A 6,147-nucleotide genomic window follows, 5' to 3' on the forward strand; every position below is an offset into this window, starting at 1 on the left:
TCAGCCCACAGGGAGAGGGAGAAAACATGATGCCCTTACCCTGCGGGAGAGGGAGAAAAGCGGATGCAAAACCGCTGCTTGCGGCGGTAAGCGTAGACATCTTCCACGTGCCCGTTTTTAATCCGCGTTTGCAGCCCGCGCCAGTAGCTGGCGCGGAACAGATCGGCATGCATCTCTTCAAATAACGGCCCGATGCGTGGGTCCGCACACAGCCAGTGGCGAAACTCCTCCGGAAACACATCGCCCGGCGAGACGCTGTACCAAGGCTCGCTGGACAGTTCATCTTCCGGGTAGCGCGGCGGCGGGATATCGCGGAAGTTCACCTCGGTCATGTAGCAAATTTCATCGTAATCGTAGAACACCACCCGCCCGTGACGGGTGACGCCGAAGTTTTTAAACAGCATATCCCCGGGGAAAATATTGGCAGCGGCGAGCTGGCGGATGGCGTTGCCGTACTCTTCGATGGCATCACGTAAAGTCTGGCCCTCTGACTGTTCCAGCCAGATATTTAGCGGCACCATACGGCGCTCAATGTAGAGATGGCTGATCGCAATCTTATCGCCAAGATCGGTAATTTTCGACGGCGCTTCCTGCATGAGTAGCGTCATTAGCGCCGGATCGATCTGCTGCTTATCCAGCACAAAGTTTTCAAACTCCTGGGTATCGGCCATTCGCCCGACGCGATCGTGCTCTTTTACCAGCTGATAGCAGGCACGGACGTGGGCTGCGTTCATCTCTTTCTGCGGGGCGAATTTATCCTTAATCACCTTAAACACCCGGTCGAATCCCGGCAGTGTGAAAACCAGCATCACCATGCCGCGGATACCCGGCGCTTCGATAAACTGCTCATCAGCCGTGGTGACATAACGCAGGTATTCCCGATAACTCTCCGTTTTGGCATGCTTCTGACAGCCAATCGCCATATACAGCTCGGCGGTGGTTTTGCCCGGCAGGATCTCGCGCAGCCACTCCACCAGGGCGGCGGGCAGCGGGGCGTAGACCATGAAATAGGAGCGGGCGAAGCCAAATACGATACTCGCCTCAGCGCTGGTAGTCAGGCAGGTATCGACAAACAGTTCGCCGTCGTCGGTACGGTGAATGGGCAGCAGAAACGGCACGATGGCTGTCAGCGTAACCAGTTTACCCACCAGCCAGGCGGCCTTATTCCGGTAGAAAAGCTCGTTGGCAACCTGCAAATGGCTGCGGCTGAGCACCGCCTCGCCGAAGTTTTCACTGAGATACGCGTGGATATAGCCGATATCCCGGGGTTTATTCTGCCACGGCAGGCGCAGCGGCAAATCCGTTAAGACGCGGTGCAGGAGCTTTTCCCAGCCGCGATCGGGAAAGAAATCTTTCGCCAGCGGACGCGGAATGGTTCGGAAGCGTCGCTCGGGCTGGGAGCTGAAGATAAATAACCGCTCAGGAGATAATGAGCGGTGGTCAAATAACCGGCAATAGACGGAGTTAAAAAAGCTCTCCGCAATCTCGAAGCGCGGGTAGTCGGGTAACAGATGGGTGTAGTGCTCTTTCACGCGCAGTAAAAATTCCGCATCCGGGCTTTTACCGTCGGTAATACAGCGCAGTTGTTCCACCACCAGACCTACGTGGTGATCATAGAGATGGATACGCTGCTTCATGGCCTGCTGAACCGCATGCCAGTCGGCGTGCTCAAAACGCTGTTGCGCGCCGGATGTGACTTCCAGAAAGCGGCCATACTGGGCATCGAAGCCCTGCAAAATAGTTTGGGCTATCAGTAATTCCAGACCACGCGACATATATTCCCCTCACCCCAACCCTCTCCCCGAGGGGGGAGAGGGGGAAAGATCAGAACTGTGCTTCTTCCGTTGAACCCGTTAATGCCGTGACGGAGGAAGTCCCGCCCTGAATAATCGTGGTCACATTATCGAAGTAGCCGGTTCCCACCTCCTGCTGGTGCGAAACGAAGGTGTAACCCTCTTTGCCCGCCGCAAATTCTGGCTGCTGTACCTTCTCAACATAGTGCTTCATGCCTTCGCCCTGTGCGTAGGCATGCGCCAGGTCGAACATGTTGAACCACATGCTGTGGATACCCGCCAGGGTGATGAACTGGTACTTGTAGCCCATATCCGACAGCTGCTGCTGGAAGCTGGCGATGGTCGTGTCGTCCAGATTTTTTTGCCAGTTGAAGGACGGTGAACAGTTATAGGCCAGCAGCTTGCCCGGATACTTCGCATGAATCGCATCGGCAAAGCGCTTCGCCAGCGCCAGATCCGGCGTGGAGGTTTCACACCAGACCAGGTCGGCGTAAGGGGCATACGCCAGGCCGCGGCTGATCGCCTGTTCAATACCGGCATGCGTGCGATAGAACCCTTCGCTGGTGCGTTCGCCGGTGATGAATTCGCTGTCGTACGGGTCGCAGTCAGAGGTGATCAGGTCCGCTGCGTCCGCATCGGTACGAGCAATGACCAGCGTCGGCACGCCGAGCACGTCAGCAGCCAGACGCGCGGCAACCAGCTTCTGGATCGCTTCCTGAGTTGGCACCAGCACTTTCCCGCCCATATGCCCACACTTCTTCACCGACGCCAGCTGATCTTCAAAGTGTACGGCCGCTGCACCGGCCTCAATCATCGATTTCATCAGCTCAAAGGCGTTCAGCACACCGCCGAAACCGGCTTCCGCATCGGCGACGATCGGCAGGAAATAATCAGTAAAGCGCGGATCGTGGGGCTCGATGCCCGCCGCCCACTGGATCTGATCCGCACGGCGGAAGGTATTGTTGATCCGATCTACCACTGACGGCACCGAGTTCGCCGGATAAAGAGATTGATCCGGATACATGCTGGAGGCCAGGTTAGCATCCGCCGCGACCTGCCAGCCGGAAAGATAGATAGCTTCAATGCCGGCCTTCGCCTGCTGCAATGCCTGACCGCCAGTCAGTGCGCCGAGGCTGTTGATATAACCTTTTTTAGACCCCCCGTGCAGCAGATCCCACATTTTCGCCGCGCCGTTCTGCGCCAGCGTACACTCCGGGTTAACCGAGCCGCGTAACTTCACCACTTCCTCTGCGCTGTACGGACGGCGAATGCCTTCCCAGCGCGGTTGGGTCCATTCTTTTTGTAACTCTTCGATCTGTTGGGTACGGGTTTTCATGTGCAGATGCTCCATATTGTTATGTGGTGAATTACGCCAGGAAGCGGTAGCCCGGCAGGGTCAGGAAGTCGATTAAGTCATCAGAGGTGGTGATTTGCTCCATCAGGCGCGCAGCGTCATTAAAACGCCCGCTGCTGAAGCGGTGCTCGCCCAGTTCGTCCTGGATGACCCGCATCTCTTCGGCCAGCATCTGACGGAACAGGGCTTTGGTGACCGGTTTGCCGTTGCTGAGCGTTTTTTGATGATGGATCCACTGCCAGATGGAGGTACGTGAAATTTCCGCCGTGGCGGCATCTTCCATCAGGCCGTAGATCGGCACGCAGCCGTTGCCGGAGATCCATGCCTCGATGTACTGCACGGCGACGCGAATATTGGCGCGCATGCCCTCTTCCGTACGCTCGCCCGCACACGGCGAGAGCAACTGTTCTTCTGCGATTGGCGCATCGTCTTCACGGGTGACAAACAGCTGGTTTTTGTTATCGCCGAGTACGCGGTTGAAGACCTCCATCGCCGTGTCGGCCAGACCGGGGTGGGCAATCCACGTCCCGTCGTGGCCGTTACGGGCTTCCAGCTCTTTATCGGCTTTCACCTTGTTGAGCACCTGGTTGTTACGCTCTGCGTCTTTGCTCGGGATAAACGCCGCCATGCCGCCCATCGCAAAGGCGCCGCGTTTGTGGCAGGTCTTAATCAGCAGGCGCGAGTAGGCGCTGAGGAACGGTTTATCCATGGTCACAACCTGACGATCCGGCAATACCCGGTCGGCATGGTTTTTCAGGGTTTTGATGTAGCTGAAGATGTAATCCCAGCGGCCGCAGTTCAGGCCCACAATATGGTCACGCAGCGCATGGAGGATCTCATGCATCTGGAATACGGCTGGCAGGGTTTCAATCAGCAGCGTGGCCTTAATGGTGCCGCGCGGCAGGCTGAAACGGTCTTCTGCGTAGCTGAAGACTTCACTCCACCACGCCGCTTCCTGCCAGGACTGGGTTTTCGGCAGATAGAAATAGGGGCCGCTGCCTTTCGCCAGCAGGTTCTTATGGTTGTGGAAGAAGTACAGCGCAAAGTCGAACAGGCTGCCCGGAATCGCTTCTCCGCGCCACGTAACGTGTTTTTCTGGCAAATGCAGACCGCGTACGCGGCAGATCAGCACCGCCGGATTCGGTTTGAGCTGGTAAATTTTACCGGCTTCGTTGGTATAGCTGATGGTGCCGTTGACGGCGTCGCGCAGGTTGATCTGCCCGTCGATAACTTTCTGCCAGTCCGGCGCGAGGGAATCTTCGAAGTCCGCCATAAATACTTTGACGTTGGCATTCATGGCGTTAATCACCATTTTGCGCTCTACCGGGCCGGTGATCTCTACGCGACGATCCTGTAAATCTTCAGGGATTCCGCGAATTTTCCATTCACCATGACGAATGGAAGCGGTTTCCGAAATAAACCCTGGCAACTTGCCGTTATCGATCTCCTGCTGTTGATGAATGCGTGCCGCCAGCAGTTTATTACGCTGTGGCGTAAAGCGAGTCACCAGTTCAGTCAGAAACTCTACCGCTTCTGCCGTCAAAACTTGCTGTTCTTGCTCGCCATTCGGCTGGGTAAAGGTCAGTTCATCGACCGTTGTTGCCTGTTGAGTCATCGTTCTGCTCCTCATCAAAGATCCAAAATCACGCCCCCGATGCGAGCGAAAGATCGTTGTGTAGTTTTCGCTCAGCAGAATTAAGACTATCTATAATTTTTCCAAAATCAAAAACAATTTCCATTTTAATTCATATCCAATCACAACTGTATGATTAATATGGGATTAAAGTTTTTCACGATGTTGAGTTGGTTTTCGGAAATAAAAAAGGCACCCGAAGGTGCCTGATGTGAATAGCTGAAACGCTTTAGGATCGTTTAATGCAGACGATTACTCCAGCGTCGGATTCATGTGGCGCAGATCGTACGGCGTAATCTGGTAGACGTAATAGTTGAGCCAGTTAGTGAACAGCAGATTTCCGTGACTACGCCAGGTTGCCCGAGGCGTGTTTTGCGGATCGTTTTTCGGGAAATAGTTGTACGGGACATCCGGATTCAGACCCGCTTCAACGTCACGAAAATACTCTGACGCGAGGGTATGCGGATCGTACTCAGGATGGCCGGTAACGAACGCGATGCGTTTGTCTTTACTGGCGAACAGGTAGGCATCGCCGTCTTCCGTTTCGGCCAGGATTTCCAGGTCGGTATAATCGCGGATCAGCTGTGCCGGAAAATCGGCGTAGCGAGAATGCGGAGCCAGGAAAGTGTCATCGAAACCACGCGTCAGCAGCGCATGCGGGTGAAGAATGTGGTGTTCGTATACGCCAGAAAGTTTGTCGCTGCGGGTTTGCTTGGGAATACCATACAGGATATTCAATGCGGCCTGTACCGCCCAACAGACAAATAAGGTGGACGTGACGTGATCTTTTGCCCACTCCAGCACCTGCCTGATTTGTGGCCAGTAGGCAACGTCATTAAATTCCACCAGACCCAGCGGTGCGCCGGTGACGATCAGTCCATCGAAATTCTCATCGCGAATATCTTCAAAATTACAGTAGAAGTTATTCAGATGCTCAGCAGGCGTGTTGCGTGACTCACGGGCGTCAATGCGCAGCAGCTGGATATCAACCTGAAGCGGAGAGTTGGAGAGCAAACGCAGGAACTGGTTCTCCGTTTCGATCTTTTTTGGCATCAGATTGAGAATAAGCACCTTCAGCGGGCGAATTTCCTGACCTGTCGCACGCGAAGCCGTCATGACGAAGACATTCTCTTCACGCAAGAAATTGACGGCTGGTAGCTCGTCCTGCACCCGAATCGGCATAACCTTAAATCCTCACAACATACGTATAAACGTTTAGACATCCAGACAGCTAACGATACCCAGAAACAGGCTTAATGTCGAGTCTGCAAGCGAAAGGTGAGAAAGTTTCAAGGAGGGAAAGCATGTAGGGCGGGTAAGGTGGGGCCACCACCCGACTTTTCAGAACGCACAAAGCAAAAAACCCC

The 6,147-nt window shown here is 54.8% G+C and carries 4 protein-coding genes; all 4 read right to left on the minus strand.

Annotated features, from left to right (window positions below):
- Window positions 1-35: 35 nt before the first annotated feature.
- Entirely contained in the window at window positions 36-1,775 is a 1,740-nt protein-coding gene (gene aceK, locus IPZ49_RS22590; RefSeq protein WP_063147240.1) for a bifunctional isocitrate dehydrogenase kinase/phosphatase, read from the minus strand.
- Window positions 1,776-1,824: 49 nt separating this feature from the next.
- A complete protein-coding gene (gene aceA, locus IPZ49_RS22595; RefSeq protein ID WP_023299080.1) occupies window positions 1,825-3,129 on the minus strand; it encodes an isocitrate lyase in 1,305 nt (434 codons plus the stop codon).
- A 31-nt stretch (window positions 3,130-3,160) separates the two neighbouring features.
- Window positions 3,161-4,762, minus strand: a complete 1,602-nt coding sequence (gene aceB / locus IPZ49_RS22600) for a malate synthase A (RefSeq protein ID WP_063147238.1) — start codon at window positions 4,760-4,762, stop codon at window positions 3,161-3,163.
- A 270-nt stretch (window positions 4,763-5,032) separates the two neighbouring features.
- Window positions 5,033-5,962 carry a homoserine O-succinyltransferase gene (metA, locus tag IPZ49_RS22605; protein ID WP_022646716.1) on the minus strand — a complete coding sequence of 310 codons (930 nt, stop codon included), beginning with the start codon at window positions 5,960-5,962 and terminating at the stop codon, window positions 5,033-5,035.
- Window positions 5,963-6,147: the final 185 nt, after the last annotated feature.

This window comes from Enterobacter cloacae complex sp. S2 (genome assembly GCF_015159675.1).
Classification (GTDB): Bacteria; Pseudomonadota; Gammaproteobacteria; order Enterobacterales; family Enterobacteriaceae; genus Enterobacter; species Enterobacter intestinihominis.

Bases quoted from the DNA above. Each gene is read 5' to 3' on its own strand.
- aceB (WP_063147238.1), bottom strand. From the start codon at position 4,762: ATGACTCAACAGGCAACAACGGTCGATGAACTGACCTTTACCCAGCCG.
- aceA (WP_023299080.1), bottom strand. From the start codon at position 3,129: ATGAAAACCCGTACCCAACAGATCGAAGAGTTACAAAAAGAATGGACC.
- metA (WP_022646716.1), bottom strand. From the start codon at position 5,962: ATGCCGATTCGGGTGCAGGACGAGCTACCAGCCGTCAATTTCTTGCGT.
- aceK (WP_063147240.1), bottom strand. From the start codon at position 1,775: ATGTCGCGTGGTCTGGAATTACTGATAGCCCAAACTATTTTGCAGGGC.